This is a genomic window from Pseudomonas sp. 478, from assembly GCF_003254125.1.
GTDB lineage: Bacteria > Pseudomonadota > Gammaproteobacteria > Pseudomonadales > Pseudomonadaceae > Aquipseudomonas.
Window position 1 is genome coordinate 372,094 of the sequence record NZ_QKZG01000005.1, and the last position, 22,332, is coordinate 394,425.

Genomic DNA, 22,332 nt, shown 5'->3' on the forward strand with positions numbered 1-22,332 from the left:
ACCTGGCAAGTGAGATGGCCGGCAAACTTGATCGTCGTCAAGCGAACATTGGCCTGCTCGGGCATAGCCTTGCACGGCACTAAGAACCTGCGTTCTGCGCTGCCGTTTCAGCACATCGCAAAGGTCTTGCCTGAGGAGAAATGGAATGCTGATCAGCAATAGAAAAACGTTTGCCCTGACCCTCGCCACATTGTGTTCGTCACTGGCCCTAGCGGTGAGTCATACCGCCAGCGCTGAAGAGCCCGCCGTCGCGGCCACCCCGCCCATGGTCAAAACTGCTGGTGCTCCGGACATGAGCCAGGCCGAATTCGACTCGTCCAAGGAAATCTACTTCCAGCGCTGCGCAGGCTGCCACGGTGTGCTGCGCAAAGGGGCGACGGGCAAACCATTGACGCCAGACATCACCCAGTCGCGCGGGCAACCGTATCTGGAAGCCTTGATTACCTACGGCTCCCCGGCGGGCATGCCGAACTGGGGGACGTCCAATGCGCTGACCAAGGATCAGATCACGGTCATGGCCAAGTTCATTCAGCACACGCCGCCGACGCCACCGGAATGGGGCATGGCCGAGACGCTGAAAACCTGGAAGGTGCTGGTCAAACCCGAGGACCGTCCGAAGAAGCAGCTGAGCAAACTCAACCTGCCGAACCTGTTCTCGGTGACGTTGCGCGATGACGGCAAGATCGCCCTGATCGATGGCGACAGCAAGAAGATCGTCAAACTGATCGAGACCGGTTACGCGGTGCACATCTCGCGGATCTCCGCCTCAGGTCGCTACCTGCTGGTGATTGGTCGAGACGCCCGGATCGACATGATCGACCTGTGGCCGGTCGAGCCGACCAAGGTCGCCGAAATCAAAGTGGGCATCGAGGCACGCTCGGTCGAGACCTCCAAATTCAAAGGCTACGAAGACAAATACACCATCGCCGGTTCTTACTGGCCGCCGCAATTCACCATCATGGATGGCGAAACCCTGGAGCCGAAACAGATCGTTTCGACCCGCGGCATGACCGTCGACAAGCAGGAATACCACCCCGAACCCCGGGTCGCGGCGATCATCGCTTCCCACGAATGGCCGGAGTTCATCGTCAACGTCAAGGAAACCGGCAAGGTCATGCTGGTCAATTACCAGGACATCAAAAACCTCACCGTCACCTACATCGACGCTGCACCCTTCCTGCATGACGGTGGCTGGGACAGCACGCACCGCTACTTCATGACCGCCGCCAACAACTCCAACAAAGTCGCCGTGATCGACTCCAAGGAGCGCAAGTTGACCGCGCTGGTGGACGTCGGCAAAACCCCTCACCCGGGTCGCGGCGCCAACTTCAACCACCCGACCTACGGCCCGGTCTGGGCCACCAGCCACCTGGGTGATGACGGCATCTCGCTGATCGGCACCGACCCGGCCAAACACCCGCAATACGCTTGGAAACAGGTCGCCTCGCTCAAGGGCCAGGGCGGTGGCTCGCTGTTTATCAAAACCCATCCCAAGTCTCGCCACCTGTATGTCGACACCACCCTCAACCCGGACGCCAAGCTCAGCCAATCGGTGGCGGTGTTCAACCTCGACAAACTCGACGCCGGTTACACCGTGCTGCCCATCGCCGAATACGCCGGCATCAAGCAAGGCGCCATGCGCGTTGTGCAGCCGGAATACAACAAGGCCGGCGATGAGGTCTGGTTCTCCGTCTGGAGCGGTCAGACAGAGGAATCGGCGCTGGTAGTGATCGACGACAAAACACTGAAGCTCAAATCAGTCATAAAGGACAAACGACTGATCACACCCACCGGGAAGTTCAATGTCTACAACACCCAACACGACATCTATTGAGCTCCATCAATGCAAGGAAACACCATGAAAAACACTCTGTTCTCACTGTTCGCCCTGACTGCTGCGCTGAGTGTGCAGCCGGCCATGGCCCAAGACGCGCTGGAGCTGTTCAAGAGCAAACCCTGCGCAGCCTGCCACTCCATCGACACCAAAATTGTCGGCCCGGCGCTCAAGGATGTAGCAGCCAAGAACGCTAGCGTACCCGGAGCTGTGGACACCCTCGCGAGCCACATCAAGAACGGTACACAAGGCAATTGGGGCCCGATGCCAATGCCGGCCAATCCGGTGACTGAAGAAGAAGCAAAAATTCTCGCGACCTGGGTACTGACACTCAAATAACCGCCTGGAGGGCGTCACGATGGTTTATCGACACGCTGTGATTCTGGCGGCCCTCCTCCTCATTTGCGCAACCGCGGTTGCGGCGCCGGACGCCCAGCGTCAGGCGCAACTCGAACACCTGCTGACCCAGGACTGCGGCGCCTGCCATGGGCTGCACCTCACCGGTGGGCTAGGCCCGGAATTGACACGCGCGGCGCTGGCCGGCAAGTCACGGGACAGCCTGATTGCCACCGTCACCCAAGGCCGGCCCGGCACCGCGATGCCTAGTTGGGCGCCGTTGCTCAGCCCCGGTGACATCCGTTGGCTGGTCGATCTTCTCCTCCAGGGATATCCCGCCTCATGATCCGTACAATCCTGCTGTCTGCGGCAACCGGGCTGTTGTTGTCCGCTTGCGTTCAGCCTCCCTTGCGTGGCACCGGCGACTTGGGCGTGGTCGTGGAGCGCGCCACCGGTAGCGTGCAAATCATTGAAAGCGACACCCACACCGCGCTGGCCCGACTCGAGGGTTTCGGCGACCTTTCCCATGCCTCGGTGGTGTTCTCACGGGATCAACGCTACGCCTATGTGTTCGGGCGCGACGGCGGGCTGAGCAAAATCGATTTGCTGACCCGGCGTATTGACCATCGCGTCATTCAGGGCGGCAACAGCATTGGCGGCGCCATCAGTCAGGACGGCAAGTTGATCGCCGTGTCCAACTACGTGCCCGGCGGGGTCAAGGTGTTCGATGCCGACACCCTGCAACAGGTGGCGGATATTCCGGCCACTCCGCTCGCTGATGGCAGCAAGCGCTCGCGGGTGGTTGGATTGGTCGACGCGCCGGGGCAACGTTTTGTCTTCAGTCTGTTCGATACCGGCGAGATCTGGACCGCCGATTTCAGTCAGGGCGGCACCCCGCAAATCAGCCGTTTCACCGGTATTGGCTCGCAACCCTACGACGCCCTGATCACCCCGGACGGCCGCTATTACATGGCCGGCCTGTTCGGCGAAGACGGCATGGCCCAACTCGACCTCTGGCATCCCGAGCGCGGGGTACAGCGCGTCCTCGGCGACTATGGACGCGGCCAGGCGAAACTGCCGGTCTACAAGATGCCGCACCTGGAAGGCTGGGCCGTCGCCGACAACCAGGCCTTCGTGCCCGCCGTTGGCCGGCATCAAGTGTTGGTGATGGATTCACGCACCTGGCAGCAGACCGCAGTCATCCCGGTCGCCGGCCAACCGATATTCGTCACCTCGCGCCCGGACGGTCGGCAGCTGTGGGTCAACTTCGCCTACCCGGACAACGATCGGGTGCAGGTCATCGACACCGAAACCCATGCCGTGGTCGCGGATCTGAAGCCAGGACCGGCGGTGCTGCACATGGAATTCACCGCGCGCGGTGACCAACTGTGGCTGTCGTTACGCGACGGCAATCAGGTTCAAGTCTGGGATCCGTACAGCCTGAAGCTGCTGAGCACCCTGCCTGCCAGTGCGCCAAGCGGCATCTTCTTCAGCAGTCGCGCGCAGAAAATGGGGTATTGAAATGAACCTTGAGCTGCTCAGCCGCCAACTCATCGACCGCTTTCAGCACGGCATGCCGCTGTGCCCGTCACCGTACAAAGAGATGGCGCGGATTATCGGTTGCCGCGAATCGCAAGTGATGGCCTGCCTGGAAGAAATGGATCAGGCCGGCACCCTCTCACGCATCGGCCCGGTGTTCGAACACAGCCGCGCCGGGGCCAGCACCCTCGCCGCCCTCGCCGTGCCCGCCGAACGCCTGCAACAGGTAGCCGAGCGCGTCAGTCAGTACCCGGAGGTCAATCACAATTACGCACGGGAGCATTTCTACAACCTGTGGTTTGTGCTGACCGCCCCTGATCGCCAACACATCGACCGCGTACTCGAAGAACTGGAGAACGACACCGGCCTCATGCCGCTGGACCTGCCGATGTTGACCGCCTACCGCATCGACCTCGGTTTTGCCCTGGGAGAACAATCATGAAGCCCGGATTGAGCCCCCAACAAGCGCTGGCGTTGCGCCGGCACCTCGAAGGCGGGTTGCCGCTGGTAGCGCGCCCCTATCAGGCCCTCGCCGAACGGATAAACGCTGACGAAAACCAGGTGCTCGAACAAATGCGCCAGTGGAGCGAGCAAGGGCTGTTTCGCCGTATCGGCCTGGTGCTGCACCACCGCGCGCTGGGCTTTACCGCCAACGCCATGCTGGTGCTGGATGTTCCCGATGCGCTGATCGACGAAGTCGGCCAGCGCCTGGGGCAAGCGCCCGGCATTAACCTCTGCTATCAACGGCCCCGGCGTTTGCCGCAGTGGCGGTACAACCTGTTTTGCATGGTGCACGGGCGTCAACGTGAGCAGGTGGAGGCGCAGATTCAGGCATTGCTTGAAGAGCATCTGCTGAGCGACCTGCCCCATCAATTGCTGTTCAGCACCCAGGTCTTCAAGCAGTGCGGCGGCCGCTTTGCGCCTTCGCGCACAGGAGCACCGACCCATGGATGACCTCGACCGTCGCCTGATCAATCGCTTGCAACTGGGCCTGCCACTGGTGCGCCAGCCTTGGCGGGTATTGGCTGCCGAATTGCAGAGCAGCAGCACGGAACTGCTCGAGCGACTGCATGCCCTGCTCGCTGACGGCGTGCTCACGCGCTTCGGCCCGATGTTCGACATCGAACGCCTGGGCGGCGCCTTTACCCTCGCCGCCCTGGCGGTGCCGGAAGAACGTTTTGAAGAGGTCGCCGAGCAACTGCAGGGCCTGCCTGAAGTGGCGCACAACTATCGACGCGAACACGCCTGGAACATGTGGTTCGTGCTCGGCTGCGCGTCCGAACAAGACATTGCCGAGACGCTGCAGCGCATCGAGACCCTGACTGGTTTGCCGCTGCTCAACCTGCCCAAAGAGGAGACCTACCATGTCGGTCTGTATTTCCCGGCCTGAAGACACCCTTATCCAGCGCCTGATCGTGTTGACCCAGGCGGGTCTGCCGTTGCTGGAAGACCCATGGGCGTGGCTCGCCGAACAGCTGGGGCTGAACATCGACGCCACCCTGGACCTGCTCAAGCGACTACAGGCCGAGGGCGCGATTCGGCGGATCGCCGCCGTGCCCAATCACTACCGCCTCGGCTATCGCCACAACGGCATGACGGTCTGGGATGTGCGCGACACCGACATGCCGCGCCTCGGCGCGCTGATCGGCGCGCAACCCTTCGTCAGCCATTGCTATCGCCGCCCACGCCGAGCCGACTGGCGCTACAACCTGTTCGCCATGGTGCATGGCCGCAGCGGTGATGAAATCAACCGCTACCGCGAGCACCTGCGCTATCTGTTGGGTGACGCCTGTGGGGCCGACGAGATGCTGGTGAGCAGCCGCATCCTGAAGAAAACCGGCTTGCGCTTGCCGCCCGCTTCACGCTGAACACACCTGACTCAAGGAGAGTGGCATGTTGAGGATCAGCCAATACCTGCGTGCGCTGGCCGGCCAGGCGCCTGCGCCCAGAACCAGTCCACCGGGTAGCAATCGGGCGCCGGTGGTGATCTGGAACTTGCTCAGGCGCTGCAACCTGACCTGCAAACATTGCTACGCCACCTCGGCCGACAGCGTCTTTCGCGACGAACTGGATACGGCCGCCGCGCTGACTGTGATCGACGATTTGCACGATGCCGGCGTCAAAGTGTTGATTCTTTCCGGTGGCGAACCGCTGTTGCGCGAGGATCTGTTTGTGCTCAGCGCCTACGCCCGGACCAAGGGGTTCTTTGTGGCGTTGTCCACCAACGGCACGCTGATCGATGAGCACAATATCGCGCAGATCAGCGCGGCGAATTTCGACTACGTCGGGATCAGCATCGATGGCCTGGAAGCCACCCATGACGCCTTCCGCCAACTCAAGGGCAGCTTCGCCCGTTCCATGCAGGCGATCCGACTCTGTCGCGAACAGGGCATTCGCGTCGGGCTGCGCACCACCCTGACCCAGGAAAACCATCCGCAGTTGCCCCAACTGCTGGCGCTGATGCGCGAGTACGACGTGCAGAAGTTTTACCTGTCGCACCTCAACTACAGCGGTCGCGGCAAACGCAGTCGCAAACTCGACGCACACCAGCAGATGAGCCGTGAGGCCATGACGCTGATCTTTGAGCGCGCCTGGGAAGACATCCAACAGGGTCGCGACAGCGATTTTGTCAGCGGCAACAACGATGCCGACGCCATTCTGCTGCTGCAATGGGCAGCCCTTCGTCTTCCCGAGCATTACCCACGCCTGGAAAACATGCTCCGTGCCTGGGGTGGCAACGCCTCCGGCAGCGGCATCGCTAACATCGACAACACCGGCGAAGTGCACCCGGACACCTACTGGTGGCAGCACTCGGTGGGCAATGTCCGGCGCACGCCGTTCCGCACGTTGTGGCTGGATCAGCCGGATGCCCTGCTGCTGCGCCTGCGCGAACATCCCCGCGCCGTCGGTGGCCGTTGCGCGCAATGCCGCTGGTTGCCCATCTGCAACGGCAACACCCGCACGCGCGCCTGGGCCGAGGGTGATTTGTGGGGCCAGGACCCCGGCTGCCACCTCAGCGATGACGAAATCGGCGTGCCGCCGGTGACGACCATCCCTTGCATCACCCACTGAATAGCCCGTCCGGCCAACCACCTGACACAGACTGGGGCCGGCCAACCTGATGAAGCACCAAGGACGTCCCATGCCTCCATCGATTGCTATACCGGCCACACTTGAGTCCCCGTTCCGACCGGGCGAAGTAGCCCTGGTCGGCGCAGGTCCCGGCGATCCCCGTCTGCTGACCCTGCGCGCCTGGAGCCTGTTGATGCAGGCCGACGCCGTGGTGTACGACCGGCTGATCAGCCCCGAACTGCTGACCTTGATTCCCCTGACCTGCGCCCGCCATTACGTCGGCAAGGCCAGCGGCTGCCACAGCCTGCCCCAGGAACAGATCAACGAACTGCTGGCCGATCTTGCCGATCAAGGGCAGCGCGTGGTCCGGCTCAAGGGCGGCGACCCGTTCATCTTTGGTCGCGGCGCCGAAGAGCTGGAGCACCTGCTCAAACGCGGCATCGATTGCCAGGTGGTGCCAGGCATTACCGCTGCTTCCGGCTGCAGCGCTTATGCAGGCATACCGTTGACCCACCGCGACCTGGTCAATTCCTGCCGGTTCATCACCGGCCATTTGCAACGCGATGGCGAGTTGTCGCTGCCCTGGAGCAGCCTCGCCGACAGTAGCCAGACCTTGGTGTTCTACATGGGCTTGTCGAACCTGGGGATCATCGCCCAGCGCTTGATCGAAGCCGGGCTGCCGGCCGATACGCCGGCGGCGCTGATCAGCAACGGCACGCGGCCCGACCAGCACGTCGCCCGTGGCAAGTTGCACCAATTGCCAACCCTGGCGCTGGATTGTCCACCGGGCATTCCGACACTGACGGTGATCGGCACCGTGGTCGATCTGTTCGCCGCAGAACAACTGGAATACCCGGCGCGGCTTTACCCGGCGCAAGCACTGCAACGCCACGCCAAGGTGGCGATATGAGGCGCATGCTCCTTGCCCACCTGTTATGGATCACTGCGGCCCAGGCCGGCGCAGCGGTTCCGACACTTGAACACGCCGCGGAAAACTATCAGCAGCATTGCCAGAGCTGTCACGGCATTAACCGTCTCGGCGGTGCTGGGCCGGCGTTGTTGCCGGAGAGTCTCAGCCGGATCAAACCCGATGAAATTCGCAGCGTGATCCAGAGCGGTCGCCCCGCGAGCCAGATGGCTGGCTATGCCAACGTGTTCAGCCCCGCGCAGATCGGAGCGCTGGTGGACTACCTTCAGCAACCGCCCGCCACTCCGCCCACCTGGAGCAATGACGACATTCTCGGCAGTCACTCGATGCTCGCGGACCTCAGCAAATTGCCCACCACGCCCCAGCATGGCGCCGACCCGCTGAACCTGTTCGTGGTGGTGGAAGCCGGCGACCATCACATCGACATCCTCGACGGTGACCGCTTTGAGGTGCTGGCGCGGTTTGCTTCGCACTTCGCCGTGCACGGCGGGCCGAAGTTTTCGCCGGACGGACGCTTCGTCTACTTCGCCTCCCGTGACGGCTGGATCAGCCTGTATGACTTGCACAACCTGAAGCTGATCGCCGAGGTCCGCGCCGGTCTCAATACCCGCAACCTGGCGGTGAGCAAGGATGGACGCTGGGTGTTGGTGGGTAACTATTTGCCCGGCAATGTGGTGGTGCTCGATGCCCGCGATCTATCGTTGGTCAAAACCATTCCCACGATCGGCCAGGACGGTACCGCCTCACGGGTCAGCGCGGTTTACTCCGCCCCGCCGCGGGACAGCTTCATCGTGGCGCTCAAGGACGTGAAGGAAGTCTGGGAACTGTCCTTGGCTGGCACACCCGATTTCAAACCACGACGGATCCCGGCCGGGGATGTTCTCGACGACTTCTCTTTTTCGCCGGACTACAAACAGCTGCTGGCGACGTCGCGCAAGGCCCAGGGCGGTCAGGTGATCGACCTCGACAGCGGCAAGGTGATCACCGACATCCCGCTGCCGGGGATGCCGCATTTGGGCTCGGGGACTTATTGGAAACGCAACGGTGAGTGGGTGTTCGCCACACCGAACATCAGCAAGGGACTGATCTCGGTCATCGACTTCAAGACCTGGAAACTGATCAAGGAAATCCCGACCCTGGGGCCGGGGTTTTTCATGCGCAGTCACGTTAATTCACGGTATGCCTGGAGCGATGTGTTCTTTGGGCCTGATAACGATGCGATCCACTTGATTGACAAGCAGACGCTGGAAATTGCCCACACGCTGCGCCCGATGCCCGGGAAAACTGCCGCTCATGTTGAGTTCACCCGGGATGGCCGCTACTTGCTGCTGAGCATCTGGGCCACCGACGGGGCGCTGATCGTTTACGACAGCAACACGCTTGAGGAGATCAAACGTATTCCGATGAACAAGCCTTCGGGGAAGTACAACGTGGGGAACAAGATTGAGTTTGCCGAGGGGACTTCGCATTAGGCCTTGGGTGGCGAGGCGGCCTACCGGCCGATCTGCCTCTTCAACCGTACGCACTCCCCCTGTGGGAGCGGGCTTGCTCGCGAAGGGGCCGTGTCAATCGACATCAATGGTGGATGCCAGTCCGCCTTCGCGAGCAAGCCCGCTCCCACATTTGGATTTTTGCCAGGTGCGACCGTTACCGCAGCAACGGATATGTACCCCGAACGAACTTCAACCCAAGGTGTAACCGTTATCAACCTTCCAGTCCTGGCCATAAACACCCCGAGCACCCTGCGACAGCTGAAAGACAATCACATTAGCCACCGCCGCCGCATCAAGAAAATGCCCCGGCAACAGACGTTTACCAAGCGTGTCGGCAACATCGCCAAGCTCCCCCTCGCTCAACCCCAAGTGATCCCACATCGAGGTCGCAGTCGGCCCGGGCGAAACCAGATTAATGCGCACATCAAAACTCGCAAACTCCACTGCCAGCGTCCTCGCCTGAGCCGCCAGCGCAGCCTTGCTGGCAATGCACGCAGCCAACCCCGGAAAACTCGAACCGGTCAGAAAACTCCCGACAAACACCACCGAAGCCGGGTTCGCCAACTCCCCCCGCAACGCCGCCAGGGTATTCAACGCCCCGGCACCATTAACCGCCCACTGACGCTGGAAGGCCGCCATATCCAGACTGTCAGCCATCTCGGCAATACCCGCGTTAGGCACCAGATAGTCCACGGGGCCCATCGCCGCAGCCCGCTCGGACAATTCCCGCAGGTCTTGCTGACTCGTGACATCCCCGGCAAACCACTGCAACCGTTCCCCGTAGATCTGCTGCAATGCCGGCAACTCACCGAGGGTCCGAGACATCGCCAGCACCTTGACCCCGCGCGGTAACAGCGCGGCGCACAGTGCCAGGCCAATCCCGGAGCTGGCACCCGTGACCACCGCCAAACGATCCTGAAACTCGGTTTTCATCATTTACTCCTGGGCATCGCGGATGCCAAGCACTGGGGACATTGCCAGCCCTATCTTTGAACAGGAGAAGAAAAAACGACTTGACGGCGATCAGGATTTTTCGACGGCGTCAGTGCTGCTGCAACAGCGCCGGAGTGATCTCGCTGAACCGCAGCAAGCGACCGCCCTGTTCAGCGGCAAGCTTCTCAGCGGCCTCGCGGCTGGAGAACGACGCCAGCACCACGCCCATGGCGCCCTTGAGTTGGGTGCCGACCACGTAGAACGCGTCCTTGGCATCGATCAGGTGAGCGTCATCCGGCGCGTTCCACGGGCTGCGGCCCATGTCGTGGACATACAGTTTTGCATCGCCATGATGATTTTCCGGCTGCAACCACCAACCGATCATTTCCGCCGTGGAGCAGAACTTCTTGACCCCGGCCCGCTCGACCACTTCGCCCTTGGGCCCGGGGAATCCGTTGATGATCATCCCGCAGACATGGCATTCATCACTGGGATGAAAGGCTGTGGCGGCGCTGCTGTAGGTGGCCTGCGCCGGGTTGTCGCAGGCCGTCAGCAACAGACACATCATCAGGCCCGCCACCGCGCGCATCGTCGTCAGATAAAACGCATTCATCGTCAACTACTCCCAAAAAACCAAAGTAAAAATTCATGTCGCCCGGCGACGAAACAACAGCCAGGCCGAACCCAATGGCACCGCCACCCACAGCAACAGGCACAGCCAGAGCATCGAGCCCGGCATCGGCAAATCGCTGCCCAGCGTCAGCACACCCGTGGTACCGGCGCCAGGCTCAAAACCGGAGAGATTGATCAGGCGATAGATGTCGGCCGGATTGAGCAGCAGCAACCAGGGCAGGACTTTGGGATTGAACTGGCCTTCGCTGAGTACCAACAGCGCCAGTAGTGCCAGGTCGAACACCAGCACGAAGAAGAACCAGACACCCAGCGCCAGCCCGGCCGCCGTGGATTTCTCCGCCGATACGCTGCTCAGCACATAGGCCAACCCCAGAAACCCCCAGCCCAGCAATGTCGACGACGCCATGAACCGGCCAAAGGCCCAGAGCAACAGGCTCAGTTCGACATCGTCCACCAGCACCGCGATGGCGAGCATGGCGCAGCCGAAACCGATCAATGTCGCCAACGCCAGGATCAACCCGTGGCCGACAAACTTGCCAAGCAGAATCTGCCCGCGACCCAACGGGTACGTCAGCAACAGCAGCAACGTGCCGCTCTCGTCCTCGCCGACGATGGCGTCATAGGCCAGCAGCAACGCAATCAACGGCATCAAAAACGTCGCCAGACTGGCGAGGCTGGCGATGGTGGCCGGCACCGAGGTGAAACCCAGTTGCCCGGAGGCCGCGGCGCCCAGCCAGGCGATGCCGATGGCCAGCACCGCGAATAAAACACTGATCGCCAACAACCAGCGATTGCGCAGACCGTCGCTGAATTCCTTGCGGGCCATGTTCCAGACAGCGTTCATACGGCCTCCCCGATCGGCGCCGCACCGGCCCGGCTCATGTAGTAGCGGTAAATATCTTCCAGGGACGGCTGATGGATTTCCACGTCGGCCGGTTCGTCTTCATTAAGCAGTTGGCGCAACAGCCCAAGCTTGTTGCCATTGAGCGCGGCCACTTCAAGGCCTTCGACGCCCCAGCGTTCGGTGACGTGCCCGGCGTTGTTCCAGCGTTGCTGCAAGGGCCCGACGTGCTTCAAGCCGTTGGCGCGGATCAGCGTCGGCAACCCGGCTTCCTCGCGCAAACTGTGGAGACTGCCAAGGGCCAGCAGGCGGCCCTGGGTCAGAATTGCGGCGCGGTTGATATGCGCCTCGACGCCCGGCAATACGTGGGAACACAGAATGATGCTGGTGCCCTGGCTGCGCAGGCGATCGAGCAAGCGATAAAGGTCTTGGGTGGCGATGGGATCGAGGCCGACCGTAGGTTCGTCGAGCAGCAACAAACGCGGTTCGCCGAGCAGCGCTTGTGCCAGCCCCAAGCGTTGGCGCATGCCTTTGGAGTAGGTCTTGACCCGTCGATACGCCGCACCGGCCAGGCCGACTTCCTCCAGCAGCACGTCCACCTGAGCGGACGCGGCGCCTTTGAGTCGCGCGAAATGGCGCAAGGTCTCAACACCGCTCAGTTGCGGGTAAAACGTCACGTTTTCCGGCAGATAACCAAGCAGGCGCCGCACGTGGGGATCGCTGGGCAAACGGCCGAACACCCTGACCTGCCCTTCGCTGGGCTGGAGCAGGCCAAGCACCAGTTTCATGCTGGTGGTCTTGCCCGCACCGTTATGCCCGAACAAACCCAGCACTTCGCCTTCAGCGAGGCTGAGGTTGAGCTGATGCAACACGGTGGCATGCCCATAGCGCTGGCTGACGCCTTCGATGTCGATGACGTTCATGAGGTGGGCTCCTGGGTCAGGGTTTGAGGGGATGACTTCATCAGCGGATGACTGTCGAGCACCCCCGGCGATTTCATCACCGGAAAGGCCCGTTGCACCCAGCGCAGCAACTCGATACCGGGGCTGTTCATCAACAGCCGCACCTGCGGGTACAGCCACAGCAGACGGTCGACGTTGTCGTTGGGTTCGTAGGCGATATCGCCGAGGCCATCGTTGTTGCGGTCCCAGCCCAGGTAATCGCTCCAGTAATTGCCCCGGCCATCCACCGACCATTCCTGCAAGCGAGTGGCGACGTACTTGACCTGCCGCTGGTTGCCGACAAAAGCGTTGTCGGCGATGCGGTTGTCTTCCGAGCCGGCGGTGAGATGAATACCCACGGCGCTGTGCTCGAAGTGGTTGTGTTCGATGCTGTTGAACAGCGAGTTGTAGATGAACAGCGCCTTGCCCTCGGCACCAGTGATCATGCTGTCGCCGGTCGAGCCGTCGCGCACGTCAGTGACGAAGTTGTCACGCAAGGTTGAATAGGTGATGTAGTTCATCAGGATCCCGTAGTTCTGATCCTGTTCGGAGCGATTGCCGATCACCATGAGCTTGCGGCTTTGCATCAAGGCGTAGCCGGTGCGGGTGCGGCGGGTGGTGTTGCCGATCAACTGGTTATCGTTGGCGAACATGTAATGCACGCCGTAGCGCAGGTCTTCCAGGGTATTGCCTTGCAGCAGGTTGCCGTTGGAGGTGTCGATGTAAATGCCATCGCGGGTGTCGCGCACCTGATTGCCAATAACCTTGGCGCCATGCACGGCATACAGATGAATGCCGTTGCCGCGATCCTGAGAGCGCATCGTCGGATCACCCTGAATGCGGTTGTCGATCAGGCTCACCTCCTGCGTACCGTCGACCCAGATACCGAACCCTTGGCCTTGCAGGCGATTGCCTTTAATCACCGCGCCATGGGCCTTGGGCTGGATAAACACCGCCGCATTCATGGCGGTGAGGTCGTGCCCCCAGTCCAGAAACGTGCAGCCTTCGATGCCGACATCCGGCGCACTGATGATCAGACCGTTGCCCTGCCCCTCCCCCTGAAATACCGCGCCCGGCTCGCAGACAATCTGCATCGGTTGATCGACGCTGAACGAGCCACGGTATTCCCCGGCCGGCAGGTGCCAGCGTTGATCGGCGTCCACCGTCAACGGCAGCGTGGTGACGGGTTGCACCGCCAGCACGCTGCCAGACATGAGCAGGAGCGCAAGCGCAATGACCTTCACCGGGTTGCCCTTGCTCTCAGTCATTGCTTCGCTCCTGTCGATGGGCAACGGTCAGGCCTTCTCGACCTTCATGCGGCCGACCATTTCCATGTGCAGCGCATGGCAGAACCAGCTGCAGTAGTACCAGTGCAACCCCGGCTTGTCGGCGACGAAGGTGATCGATGAGGTCTGCTGCGGGCTGATTTCCATGCTGGCGCCATGGTTGGTCATCACGAAGCCGTGGGTCACGTCTTCAATCTGGTCGATGTTGGTGATGGTCACCGTGACCTCGTTGCCCTGTTTGACGGTGAACTCTGGCAGGCCATAGGCCGGGGCCATCGAAGTCATGTAGACACGGACTTTGTTACCGTCGCGGATGACCTTGTTGTCGGTCTCCAGCTTGATCCCGTCCTTCGCAGCGATGACCACGGTTTCGGCAAAAAACGGGTCGTTGCGGTCCCAGATCTTCTTGGTCTTGATCTGGTCGCGGCGGGCCATGACGCAGTCGTGGGGTTCGGCGAAGGCCGGGCCGTCGTGCACCAGTTTCATTTCATCGCCGGAGATATCGATCAACTGATCGTTTTCCGGGTGCAGCGGGCCGGTCGGCAGGAAGCGGTCTTTGGAAAACTTGCTGAGCACCACCAGCCACTGGCCGTCGGCCTCACTGGTTTCGGTCAGCGAGGCGTGGTTGTGGCCCGGCTGGTATTGCACGTCAAGTTTCTGCTTGATGTAGTTGACCTTTTCGCCGGTGTAGGCGCGAATGGCTTCTTCCACGTTCCACTTCACCACCTGGCTGTCGATAAACAGCGTGGTGTAGGCATTGCCGCGGCCGTCGTAAGTGGTGTGCAGCGGGCCCAGACCGAGCTCGGGCTCACCGACCACCACGTCACGCGGGTCCTTGAATTTGTCGTCGAACAGATCGTCAAGCTTGGCGATGGCAATGATGGTGCAGGTCGGCGAAAGCTTGCCGTTGGCAATGAAGTATTTGCCATCGGGCGAGGTATTGAGGCCGTGGGGGTTCTTCGGCGTGGGGATGTATCGGGTGAACGCGCTGTCCTTGCCATCGGTTTTACGACCGTCGACCACCGGCACTTTCGAGCCGTCGAGGGTGATGAACTTGCCGGCCTTGATCGCCGCTTCGATGCGCGGGATGTTGAACACCACCACCCAGTCGCGCTCGTTGCGCATCATGCCGCCCAGGTCGTAGGCCTTCTCCGAGTTGTAGCAGGTCGACGCCGCGTATTTGCCGGTGTAGTCGGCGTCGGTGTTGTCCAGGTTGCCGTCGACGATGACCTGGAACGCCATCTCCATTTTCTCGGCATCGATGGCGTTGAACATGGTGTAGCTGTTCTTGTCTTGCAGGTCGAAGGTGCTGCCGTCATTGGGGTGTGGAATGACGAATTCGGCGTTGGCGAACACGTACTTGGTGTGCGGTACTTTCTGCAGGCGCAACCCGTGAACCGCCTGCACATTGGGCACGGTGAGCATCTTGTCGCACTTCATGATGTCCAGACGGATACGCGCAACGCGGCTGTTGGCCTTGTCATTGATGAACAGGTATTTGCCGTCGTACTTGCCGTCGGTCATCGACAAATGCGGGTGGTGACAGTCGCCATTCTGGAAGTGCGCGCTGTCGCCCATGATCCGTTTGCTTTCGTTGGTCAGGCCCCAGCCGGTGGCGGAATCGACGTTGAACACCGGAATGCGCAACAACTCGCGCATCGACGGAATGCCCATGATCCGCACTTCGCCCTGATGGCCGCCGCTCCAGAAACCGTAGTACTGGTCCAGTTCGCCCGGCCCGACGTGGATTTTCGACTGCGCGTCCTTGGCCGCAGCCGCCCAGGTCTCACGGGTGAACACTGCACCACCAAGGGCCGTGGCACCGGCCAGTACCGCGCCGGTCACCGCACTGGTGCCCAGGAAGCCGCGACGACTGAGGCCGGTCGATTCCGGCACTTCAGTGGTTTTTTTGGACTCTGTGTCGTTCATCAGGTGTTTTCCTTGAAGGGATAAAAACGGTCACTGCGGACAAGCGCTCGCGGGGTTCATTCCAGAGCGGTCACTTCCACGACAGGTATCAGTTGCACAGCAGCGGGCGCCGCTTTGCCACGCTTCTTGCGCTTGTTGATCAGCGGCGGGCATTTGTTGTCGTTCTGGTACGTCATCTGGCAATCGAGGCAGTAGTGGCACTCGTTGGCATTGATCCGGCCATCAGGATGAATCGCCTGGATCTCGCATTCCTTGGCGCACAGCTGGCAAGGCGTGCCGCACTCCTTGCGGCGTTTGAGCCAGTCGAACAGGCGAAATTTGCTCGGGATCGCCAGCGCAGCACCCAGCGGGCAGATGTAGCGGCAATAGACTTTGCGCGTGAAGAGGTTGATGACCAGCAGCGCCACCGCGTAGAGCACGAACCACCACTGGCGGTCGAACCTGAGGGTGATGGCGGTCTTGAACGGTTCCACCTCGGCGAACAGTTCGGCGGTGGACATCGACTCCAGGGAGATGCCGAACAGCAGCAGCAAAATGATGTATTTGATCGCCCACAAGCGCTCATGCACCGCGAAGGGCAATTCGTATTGAGGGATCTTCAGCTTGCGCGCGGCCTCGTTGATCAACTCTTGCAAGGCGCCAAACGGGCACAGCCAGCCGCAGAACACGCCACGGCCCCACAGCAGAATGCTCGCGGCGGCGAAGACCCAGAGCATGAAGATCAGCGGATCGGTGAGAAACAGCTCCCAGCGAAAATGGTCGAACAGCGCATGGGTAAAGGTCAGGACGTTGACCACCGACAGCTGCCCCAGGGCATACCAGCCGATAAACACCACGGTAAAGACCAGATAACCGCGGCGCAGCCAGTGCAGAAAATGCGGGCGGCGGGTGAACTTGTCTTGCAGGAACAGGATGGCCGTCAGCAGTAGCAATGCGGTGCCGAGCACGGTGATCTGAAAGGATTTCTGATACCAGATGTTCAACCACATTGGCCGACTGGCTTCCTCGAGGGCCGCCAGTTCTTCGGCGCTGGGCAGTGGGCGCTCAAGGTAGGGCTCGGGTAATTGATAGGCCAGTTCGAAGCTGCTGAACGTGCCACTGACCGGGCCGGTCTGGCGACGTACCAATAATTCCAGAGACCAAGGCGATCCCGGATCGAACTTCGCCGGTTCGCGCACAATGAAAATAGACATCTCAGTGAACTCGGGCATGCCTTTGGCAAACACATCCGAGAGCCGCTGATGGTCCATGTCGCGGAAGCTGATGACGTTGCCGAACTGGCGCAATTGCACCCGATCGAAAATCCCGCCGCGCACATACCCCGAGCCTTTATAGGAAAACAGACCGCGACCCAGCACCGCGATGGCTTGCTCGCCAGGCTTGAGGTCTTGCATGAGGAAGCGATATTGGTTGTCGCCCAGCAGCGCACGGCCGATGGTCGGCGGATTCAGGTCGGCGGTGTAGAGCTCGATAAAGGTCTCATCCACCTGATCGGCGGCGGCGTTTTCCACGCCTTCGGCGTCGGTGCCCTTGAAGGCGGCATCGACCTGACCACGGGTCAGGTTCAAGCGGCGGATGGCACCGTTGCCGGTCAGTTGCTCCCAGGTGGCGGGCTCGAACAAGTCCAGCCGCACGGTGGCGGGCTTGCGTGCCACACCCCCCGTGTCTTCAATCAGCTTGAGTGAGACAGCCACATCATGAGCGGCGCGCATGATGATCTCGTTGACCACCATGGCCGTGACCGTTGCGCCGGCGATGGCATCGACAGTGACCGCATTCGGATCACTGGAATGGCCGACGACGACCCGCTGGCTGACCTTGACGCCTTTGTACTTGGCGCTGAAGCCGTGAAGTTTTGCCTCAGGAATGCCAATCAGCAGAATTGGCTCGTGGTGTTCCAGCACATAGGCATCCTGAATCACGCCGGCAGTATCGAGGATCACCTGGGTGTTGATCGGTTTGCCCGAGTAAGCCGGAATATCCACCACGTCCAGGCTCTGGAACACATAACCGATGACTTTGCCGGCGGCGGACAGCGTGCGCACCTTGAACCGCCCTTCGGGGGCGGAAACGGAATCGGTCTGAGGGAAGGTTTTTTCGATGCGCTGCTGCTCAATGTCGCCGTACTGCTTGGCCTGCGCCCCCTCGAAGGTGGCGAGCATCAGCGTCAGCATGACCACCAGACCGACACCCCAGGCGCGCAGGTTGCCGAGTATCGAAGGCTGATGGATTGTCATGTGCTCGCTGATTTTAAAGGGGCTTGCGGTCATGTTAGGGAGCGTTGCGCCCCCTGCCCTTGATTGAGATCAACTTGAGTCCATAGAGGGCTCGTATTCTCAGACCGTGCGAGAAAACTGGCCTTTTTGTTCACCGCCCAGATAGGCGTCGAACGCCATCGCGGCACTGCGCATCATCAAATGCCCTTGTGGCAACAGCACCAATTCGTCGCGGTGAATCTGCAGCAATCCATCGCGCACATGCTCGCCCAGCTGCGCCAGCGCCTCGGCAAAATACTCGGTGAAGCGAATGCCATGACGCGCTTCATACTGGTCGAACGCGATACGGCCATGGCACATCAGGTCGCTGATCACCTCGCGGCGCAGCAGGTCGTCGGCGTTCAAGCGGTAACCGCGATGCACCGGCAACAGCCCTTGATCGATACGGGCGTAGTACTGCGAAAGTTCCTTGACGCTTTGGCTGTAGCTGTCGCCGACCTTGCCGATCGACGACACCCCAAGGCCGATCAAATCGCAGTCGGCATGGGTGGAATAGCCCTGAAAGTTACGCTGCAGGGTGCCATTGGCCCGGGCCAGCGCCAGTTCGTCATCCGGCAAGGCGAAATGATCCATGCCAATATAGACGTAACCGGCCTCGGTCAGGCGGCGGATGGTCAGCTCGAGCAGTTCCAGCTTGCGCTCTGGTGGCGGCATGTCGGCGGGGCGAATCAGCCGTTGCGCGCGAACCATCTCCGGCAAGTGCGCGTAGCTGTAGGCGGCAATCCGGTCCGGACGCAGCGCGATGATCTTGCTGAGGGTGACGTCGAAACTCTGCACGGTTTGCAGTGGCAGGCCGTAGATCAGGTCGACGCTGATCGACTTGAAGTGCGCCTCACGCGCCGCCGCGACCAGCGCATAAATCTGCTCTTCACTTTGCTGGCGATTCACCGCTGCCTGCACGTCGGGGTCGAAATCCTGCACGCCGAAGCTCAGGCGATTGAAGCCCAATTGGCGCAATGACTGAATCTGCTCGGTGCTGATGGTCCGTGGGTCGACCTCGATGGAGAACTCATGGTTATCGCTGTCATCCATGTTGAACGCCTGGTGCAGGCAGTCCATCAGGTCGGCCAGCTGCTCGCTGGTCAAATAGGTCGGCGTGCCGCCCCCCAAGTGCAACTGGGTGAGTTTGCGGGTGCTGTCGAACAAGGCCGCCTGCATTGCGATTTCACGCTTGAGGTACGTCAGGTACTCGACGGCGCGATGGGTTTTCTGGGTAATGATTTTGTTGCAGGCGCAGTAGTAACAAAGGCTTTTGCAGAACGGGATGTGGATGTACACCGACAACGGTTTCGGCGCGGCCACCTGATTGCTGTCGCGGGCGGCACGCTGATAGTCATCAACGGCAAACGCCTGATGAAACTGCGGCGCCGTGGGGTAAGAGGTATAACGCGGCCCCGGGCGGTCGTACTTTTCGACCAGGGCGCGATTGAAATCAAATGTCGTGTTCATGATCGATCAACTCGCATGGGGTTAATGCTTCGCACCGCCCAAATCCTTTTCAAACAGGTTGCAGATGGCATCCACTTCCGGCCGACCGGCGGGAAGGATGCTGATGAAACGGTCTGACAATTCAATCAACCCGTCTCGACTCAATTGCTCCAGCAACGGCCAGACAGAGGAGAAGTACTTGGAAAAAACCAGCCCGTAGCGCCGCTCGATAGCGCGGATATCCAGTTCCTGATCACAGGCCAGACGTTCCATGACCATTTGCCGGATCTGATCCCCTGCCTCGAAGCGCCAGCCTCGACACGTCGGCAATTGCTTCATGTCCAGTTGCTGCTGATAGCGTTCAATCTCATCGGTGTTTTGCGTGTACAACTCGTCGATCTGGCTGATGGCGCCCAAACCGAATCCAATATGATCGCAATAGCCGTGACGGGAGAAACCCTCACAGGTACGGCGCAACCGGCCGCGCTCCTGGGCAACAGCCAGATCATCATCAGGCCGGACAAACTGCCCCAGACCGATGTAGTGATAACCCGCACCAAGCAGTTGATCGAAGCAGATCTGGCGCATCGCGCCTTTATCGTCCTGGCTGCACAGCGCTCTGATTTTGTCACCGAGCACCGGCCGATAGCGCCGTGGTGGCCGGGCATAATCGAACACCATCAGCCGATCCGGCTCCAGTTCAATAATGCTCGCCAGCTTCAGCGCAAAACTGTCTGGCGTCTGCCAGGCATGACCAAAACCCAGGTCGACGTTGATGGATCGAAAACCAAAGGTGCGCGCGGCATCCATCAGCGACTGGATCGGCGCCGGGTTCTGGTAGCAGGCCACCGACCTGTCACAGTCGGCGTCGATATCCGGAACGCCGATGCTCACATGATTGAAACCCTGGTCGCGCAGCAACCCCATGGTCGCCCAGTCGGTGTGGTGAAGGTCGACCTCGGCACTGTAGTCGCCGCCTTCGTGTTCAAGAAAGTTGAACCGGCCACGCAGATGACTCATCAGCCGTTCCAGATGGGCAGGCGCGGGTGTTCCGCCGCCCAGATGAAACTGCTCGACCCGTTGCTCTGCACCGAGGTGACAACCGACGAGGTCGATTTCCCGCTCCAGATGCTGAAGGTACTGCTCGATACCGTTGTGCTCGCCGGTGATATCGCGCGGGGAACAGGAAGACGGCTTGAGGCTGGAAGGCAGTTGCACGTTCAGGGACAGCGGACGGCACTTCTGGCGGCTGACGCGCAATGCACGAAGCAGGTCCAGAGAGCCGATACCGTGATGAAATTTTTGCGTGTCGGCATGACAGTTAGGGTCAAGCACGCCTTGATCGCACCGAGCGATCAACTCGCCTGGGTTGTGAAATAAATCGAGCATGGCGGTCTCCGAGACTGGCTGCGGACTGTCAGTCTCCGGGTTTAACCATCAATGCTCCTTGATTTGCGTCAAGCGCAAGCAAAGTGTCTGCACGAGGTCAGGCCCGATTACCACGTCAGGTAAAACATGCCCTTGGCCAGCAGCACGATAACGATCATGTGGCAGAACAGGCTGGCGTGGATGAAGTGCAGGTATCGCGGGCTCATTCGGCCGCTTTTGAATAGAAACATGGCGCCGAGGAAATGCAGCAGCACACTCACGGCCACTGCGATTTTCAACGCCAGTAAGGTGCCGAACGATGAGGACAGTGGTGAGGCCAGGGCTGGCAAGTAGCGCAACCAGACCATGCCCAGCCCGGCACCGAACAACACCAGCAGCACCCACGGCATCAGCGAGCGGGCCCGGCGGCCGATACCCTGCTCCACCAGCAGCATCACCCTGGCGGGTAGCTGTTTGCGGATGCTTTCCAGGAACAAGACTTCGAAGAACACCGTGCCGATGAAGATCAGCGCGGCAAACAGATGCAAGGTCAGAATCAGCGGATAGATCATGGTGTTTTCGCCTTGGGTCAAGGCAACCGGCGCTACGGCGAACATTGGGGTGAGCGCACTGGCTGTCGGTCTCTGGAGACTACAGAGGCTGTCTGGTTATGCGGTTGACACTGATCAAGAAAGCGGCAAAACCCTCGTGGGCATATCCGTTTCTGCGGTCACGGCGGCTTAGGGTTCCGCCCTTACGGCGGGTCACTTGGAAAAGCCCCAAGTAACCAAGGGCTCTTGCCCCTGTCGTTCGGTGCCTCGCTGTGGCTCGGCATGCCCTCGCTCCGGTCCTGCTCCGTGGGCCCGCCGCCATCGGCCATCCATGGCCGGGGGCGGCTAACCCGGCATCCATGCCGGGTTGCCCACTGCGCAGAACCTCCACTCGGCCTCTCGAGGGGGCGAGTACCGCAAAAGCACCGCGAGGCGGCCTACCGGCCGGCCTGCCTCTTCAAGCGTACGCATTTCCCCTGTGGGAGCGAGCCTGCTCGCGAAAGATGTGAACGATTACGCGTGCTGTCTGAATGAACGCGGTGTCCGGACGTTTTTCGCGAGCAGGCTCGCTCCCACAGGTACAACGCCGGGCCGTTGCTTTGCTTTGCTTTGGCTTTGGCTTTTGCTTTTGATCTTGATCTGCCCCGTCGGAAGGCCGAGCGCAGGTTCTGCGCAGTGGGCACCGCGGCAAGGATGCCGCGGTAGCCGCCCCCGGCCATGGATGGCCGATGGCGGCGGGCCCACGGAGCAGGACCGGAGCGAGGGTATGCCGAGCCATAGCGAGGCACCGTACGTCAGGGGCAAAAGCGTTTGGTTACTTGGCGCTCTTCCAAGTGACCCGCCGTAAGGGCCAGCCCTTTCAAGGTCTTCGTTTAAACTCTCCCAAAATTCCAGTCAGGGTGACGAAAACGATGTGGGCAGAAGTTCTAGCGCGGTTTGAGCAA

General features: G+C 60.9%; 21 protein-coding genes. 11 read left to right on the forward strand and 10 right to left on the reverse strand.

Annotated features, from left to right (window positions below):
• The first annotated feature begins 265 nt into the window (after positions 1-265).
• The 11 genes from nirS (at position 266) to DFS28_RS13670 (ending at position 9,181) form a co-directional block, all read left to right on the forward strand.
• Positions 266-1,834 (forward strand): nitrite reductase, encoded by a 1,569-nt coding sequence (gene nirS / locus DFS28_RS13620; RefSeq protein ID WP_256596882.1) that lies wholly within the window; start codon positions 266-268, stop codon positions 1,832-1,834.
• A 24-nt stretch (positions 1,835-1,858) separates the two neighbouring features.
• The gene (locus DFS28_RS13625; protein WP_008156292.1) at positions 1,859-2,173 is read left to right on the forward strand and encodes a c-type cytochrome; all 315 of its coding nucleotides are present in this window, start codon (positions 1,859-1,861) and stop codon (positions 2,171-2,173) included.
• 19 nt (positions 2,174-2,192) lie between these two features.
• On the forward strand, positions 2,193-2,516 hold the full coding sequence (locus DFS28_RS13630) for a cytochrome c (RefSeq protein WP_111450218.1): 324 nt from the start codon (positions 2,193-2,195) through the stop codon (positions 2,514-2,516).
• Positions 2,513-3,691 (forward strand): cytochrome D1 domain-containing protein, encoded by a 1,179-nt coding sequence (locus tag DFS28_RS13635; protein ID WP_111450219.1) that lies wholly within the window; start codon positions 2,513-2,515, stop codon positions 3,689-3,691. The genes DFS28_RS13630 and DFS28_RS13635 overlap by 4 nt, the downstream gene beginning before the upstream one ends.
• Before the next feature lies 1 nt (position 3,692).
• Positions 3,693-4,151 (forward strand): Lrp/AsnC family transcriptional regulator, encoded by a 459-nt coding sequence (locus DFS28_RS13640; protein ID WP_111450220.1) that lies wholly within the window; start codon positions 3,693-3,695, stop codon positions 4,149-4,151.
• Positions 4,148-4,663 carry an Lrp/AsnC family transcriptional regulator gene (locus tag DFS28_RS13645; RefSeq protein WP_111450221.1) on the forward strand — a complete coding sequence of 172 codons (516 nt, stop codon included), beginning with the start codon at positions 4,148-4,150 and terminating at the stop codon, positions 4,661-4,663. The genes DFS28_RS13640 and DFS28_RS13645 overlap by 4 nt, the downstream gene beginning before the upstream one ends.
• Positions 4,656-5,099, forward strand: a complete 444-nt coding sequence (locus DFS28_RS13650) for an Lrp/AsnC family transcriptional regulator (protein WP_111450222.1) — start codon at positions 4,656-4,658, stop codon at positions 5,097-5,099. The genes DFS28_RS13645 and DFS28_RS13650 overlap by 8 nt, the downstream gene beginning before the upstream one ends.
• Positions 5,074-5,577, forward strand: a complete 504-nt coding sequence (locus DFS28_RS13655; protein WP_111450223.1) for an Lrp/AsnC family transcriptional regulator — start codon at positions 5,074-5,076, stop codon at positions 5,575-5,577. Before DFS28_RS13650 ends, DFS28_RS13655 begins: the two co-directional genes overlap by 26 nt.
• A gap of 25 nt (positions 5,578-5,602) precedes the next feature.
• Positions 5,603-6,781: a heme d1 biosynthesis radical SAM protein NirJ gene (gene nirJ, locus DFS28_RS13660; protein ID WP_111450224.1), complete on the forward strand. Its 1,179-nt coding sequence runs from the start codon at positions 5,603-5,605 to the stop codon at positions 6,779-6,781.
• A 70-nt stretch (positions 6,782-6,851) separates the two neighbouring features.
• Positions 6,852-7,691, forward strand: coding sequence for a uroporphyrinogen-III C-methyltransferase (cobA, locus tag DFS28_RS13665; RefSeq protein ID WP_111450225.1), 840 nt, complete (start codon positions 6,852-6,854; stop codon positions 7,689-7,691).
• Positions 7,688-9,181 (forward strand): cytochrome D1 domain-containing protein, encoded by a 1,494-nt coding sequence (locus DFS28_RS13670; RefSeq protein WP_111450226.1) that lies wholly within the window; start codon positions 7,688-7,690, stop codon positions 9,179-9,181. Before cobA ends, DFS28_RS13670 begins: the two co-directional genes overlap by 4 nt.
• A 210-nt stretch (positions 9,182-9,391) precedes the next feature.
• On the opposite strand, the gene DFS28_RS13680 is transcribed toward DFS28_RS13670, so the two are convergent.
• The 10 genes from DFS28_RS13680 to DFS28_RS13725 all read right to left on the reverse strand — a co-directional run bounded on the left by DFS28_RS13680 (position 9,392) and on the right by DFS28_RS13725 (position 21,409).
• Positions 9,392-10,135, reverse strand: a complete 744-nt coding sequence (locus DFS28_RS13680; protein WP_111450228.1) for an SDR family NAD(P)-dependent oxidoreductase — start codon at positions 10,133-10,135, stop codon at positions 9,392-9,394.
• 109 nt (positions 10,136-10,244) lie between these two features.
• On the reverse strand, positions 10,245-10,748 hold the full coding sequence (locus DFS28_RS13685) for a nitrous oxide reductase accessory protein NosL (protein ID WP_111450229.1): 504 nt from the start codon (positions 10,746-10,748) through the stop codon (positions 10,245-10,247).
• A 33-nt stretch (positions 10,749-10,781) separates the two neighbouring features.
• On the reverse strand, positions 10,782-11,612 hold the full coding sequence (locus tag DFS28_RS13690) for an ABC transporter permease (RefSeq protein WP_111450230.1): 831 nt from the start codon (positions 11,610-11,612) through the stop codon (positions 10,782-10,784).
• Positions 11,609-12,532, reverse strand: a complete 924-nt coding sequence (locus DFS28_RS13695) for an ABC transporter ATP-binding protein (protein WP_111450231.1) — start codon at positions 12,530-12,532, stop codon at positions 11,609-11,611. Before DFS28_RS13695 ends, DFS28_RS13690 begins: the two co-directional genes overlap by 4 nt.
• Complete coding sequence (locus tag DFS28_RS13700) at positions 12,529-13,818, reverse strand: nitrous oxide reductase family maturation protein NosD (protein WP_111450232.1); 1,290 nt, start codon at positions 13,816-13,818, stop codon at positions 12,529-12,531. Before DFS28_RS13700 ends, DFS28_RS13695 begins: the two co-directional genes overlap by 4 nt.
• A gap of 27 nt (positions 13,819-13,845) precedes the next feature.
• Positions 13,846-15,768, reverse strand: coding sequence for a TAT-dependent nitrous-oxide reductase (gene nosZ / locus DFS28_RS13705; RefSeq protein ID WP_371922174.1), 1,923 nt, complete (start codon positions 15,766-15,768; stop codon positions 13,846-13,848).
• Positions 15,769-15,821: 53 nt separating this feature from the next.
• Positions 15,822-18,002, reverse strand: coding sequence for a transcriptional regulator NosR (nosR, locus tag DFS28_RS13710; RefSeq protein WP_178082210.1), 2,181 nt, complete (start codon positions 18,000-18,002; stop codon positions 15,822-15,824).
• A 99-nt stretch (positions 18,003-18,101) separates the two neighbouring features.
• On the reverse strand, positions 18,102-19,490 hold the full coding sequence (gene hemN, locus DFS28_RS13715) for an oxygen-independent coproporphyrinogen III oxidase (RefSeq protein ID WP_111450235.1): 1,389 nt from the start codon (positions 19,488-19,490) through the stop codon (positions 18,102-18,104).
• Positions 19,491-19,511: 21 nt separating this feature from the next.
• Positions 19,512-20,858, reverse strand: a complete 1,347-nt coding sequence (locus tag DFS28_RS13720) for a coproporphyrinogen III oxidase (RefSeq protein WP_111450236.1) — start codon at positions 20,856-20,858, stop codon at positions 19,512-19,514.
• A 107-nt stretch (positions 20,859-20,965) separates the two neighbouring features.
• Positions 20,966-21,409, reverse strand: coding sequence for a CopD family copper resistance protein (locus DFS28_RS13725; protein WP_111450254.1), 444 nt, complete (start codon positions 21,407-21,409; stop codon positions 20,966-20,968).
• Positions 21,410-22,332 lie beyond the last annotated feature (923 nt).